Genomic DNA, 269 nt, shown 5'->3' with positions numbered 1-269 from the left:
ATATTTTGGTTCAAATTATTGAACAATAAAAATCCTGCTCCTTGTCAAAACTACAAGGAGGTGATGAGCGGGCTTTCAGGAGTTTAATGTAAGTAACAGCCTTAGGCTTAAAGTAACCATATTCAGGGTGCAGAATTAGGTAATGCTCCCAACTTACTGATTTAGTGTATGATGGTGATTTTAAGGTGCTTGCGTGGTTTCCATTTCCATCAGATGCCCTTCCTGCTCCGCTACTGAAGGCGTGGTGCGTAACGGCAAAAGCACTGCCG

At 42.8% G+C, this 269-nt stretch carries 1 protein-coding gene; it reads left to right on the top strand.

Translation table 11 applies throughout. The features are described from left to right. Nucleotides 1-193 precede the first annotated feature (193 nt). Nucleotides 194-269, top strand: a 76-nt coding sequence (locus SB775_RS29880) for an IS1 family transposase (RefSeq protein WP_410864867.1), incomplete at its 3' end; no start/stop codon positions are given.

It is taken from the genome of Peribacillus sp. SIMBA_075 (assembly GCF_046534585.1).
Note: the sequence above shows the minus strand (reverse complement) of the source record. Positions and strands in the feature narration are given on the sequence as shown.